The sequence below is a fragment of the Luteibacter sp. P4_D7_3 genome (assembly GCF_056401735.1).
Genome location: NZ_JBFUIT010000472.1, coordinates 1 through 2,183 on the forward strand (window position 1 = coordinate 1; position 2,183 = coordinate 2,183).

The 2,183-nt window shown below is 61.5% G+C and carries 1 protein-coding gene; it reads left to right on the forward strand.

Annotated elements, in window-relative coordinates; genetic code table 11:
• The coding region (locus tag AC1DSN_RS21655) for a DUF4011 domain-containing protein (protein ID WP_477332817.1) at positions 1-2,183 on the forward strand (2,183 nt) is incomplete at both ends.

The window sequence follows — 2,183 nt, forward strand, 5'->3', positions numbered from 1 at the left end:
GAAGTGGATCGACCCGAATAACGCGGCGAACATCCGTTTTGCCCCGCTCATTCTGGTTCCGGTCTCACTCGATCGAGGTACGGCAGGCGAGCGTTTCAAGGTAAAGGCGCGCCAGGAAGATATCGCCTCCAATCTTTCGCTCGAGGCCTATCTGGACCGCGTTCACGCGCTGCGCATGCCCGTCTTTGAAGCAAACGATTCATTCGATATCGAGGCCTATTTCTCCAGTGTCCAAGAGACGGTCCAGGCGAAAGAGGGCTGGGAAGTTGTTCCTGATGAGGTGTCGATCGGTTTCTTTTCCTTCGCCAAGTTCCTGATGTATCGCGACCTCGATCCGGCCGTGTGGCCCAAGGGCGCCAGTCTGATAGATCGCGACCTGATCAAAGGCCTGCTCGCCGAAGGTTTTCCAGGTGGCGAAGGGATGCTGGACGAGAACGCGAATGTAGATCCGGTTATCTCGCCAGCTGACATGCTCCACATCATGGATTGCGACAGTTCGCAGGCGATGGCCATCCACGAGGTGCGCCGAGGGCGTGATCTGGTCATTCAGGGGCCGCCTGGCACGGGCAAAAGTCAGACCATCGCCAACGTCATTGCTTCAGCAATCAAGGACGGTAAGACCGTCCTCTTCGTTGCTGAGAAAATGGCAGCTCTGGATGTAGTCAAGCGACGCCTCGACGAGAAGGGCGTTGGCGACGCATGCCTCGAATTGCACAGTAACAAAGCCAACAAGCGCGCCGTTCTCGAGGAGCTGCGACGCACATGGGAACTGGGCGCACCGCGCGCGTCGTCCCCAGGGAGCCTGATCGCACGGCTAACCGAGGCGCGCGATGACCTTAACGGCCATGCGATCCGACTTCACGAGCTGGACAAAGCATCCGGGCTCTCTCCTTTCCAGGTGATGGCCCAGCTTACGCGGCTGCGGCAGTTGGGGGTCGAAGCGAACGACCTGCAGCTGGTCCAACCCGATACGTGGGGCGAGGACGGCTTTGCGCGTCGCCGGGATCTGTTGGCGGACCTCGTTGAGCGCATCCAGCATCTCGGAATTCCTGCCGATCACGCCTGGGTCGGCGTTAATCTTGAGGCCATCACCCCGGCCGATCGCGATCGCCTTGTCGTCAGGGTCAGCAGCTTGGCCACTCAGTTCAGTACCGCCCGAAACCATATCGGTGCACTCGCAACGCTACTGGAAGCAGACGCGCCGCGACGTCTGACTGATCTGCCGGCACTGGCGATACTGGCTCGCAGGGTCGCCAGCGCTCCGGCACTCTCTGCCCGTGCTATGGGGCACGACTTGTGGCAAGAGCCCAGCGCAATCGATGCAGTGCTTTTCGATGGGCGTCGTTACGAGGAAGTCCGTCAGGCGCTGTCATCGCGCGTCACAGAGTCAGCTTGGACGACAGATGTCTCTGAGCCGCGCCTCGCCTTCGGCGAGCTGCCTTCCGGCTTCAGCAGCGCCGGCATCGGGCACCTGCGCGAAGTTGCCGATGCGGCGAGCGTCATCATCCACGCTGGCAAGGGCTTGGCCCACGCCTTGGGACGGGAGACTTCACCTACCACCAACGAACTGCAGCGCCTGGCCAAAATTGGCGAACGCGTAGCCAGTGCGCCTCCGGCCAGTCCTGAGACGTTCGCCTCGGAACTTTGGGACGGGGGTGTCGAGCGGGCGGGCGAGCTCGCTACCGCGGTTGGTGAGCTCGAAGCAGCTCGAGCGACGTTGGGCAGCCAGGTCACTGACGTCGGCTGGGATATCGACGTTGGGAGCGCGCGTGCGGTTCTCGCCGCCAAGGGCACTAGTCTATTTCGACACCTGAGCGGCGAATGGCGTCAGGCAAATCGGCTTGTGCGCTCAGTGATCTCAACGCCTAATCTCCAGTTGCCAGTCGTTCTGGCGCTGCTCGATGCGCTCATGCGTGGCCAGGCTGCGCGAAAGATGGTTCGGGATGAAGACGTATTCGGTCGCAGTGCGTTCGGTGAGGACTGGCGTGGCGAACGCTCAAGCGCTGCACCTCTGATTGCACTGGTTGAGTGGATGCGATCGCTCAGGGGGCTGGGTGCAGAGCCCCGCCTCCTTGCCTCAAAAGGTCCCGAGAAGGGTGACGTCGGCGTCCGGTCCAGGCAGGTTGCTGGGCTCATAGCCAATCACGCGCCATTGTTGGCATCTGTCTGGGACGACTTCACCC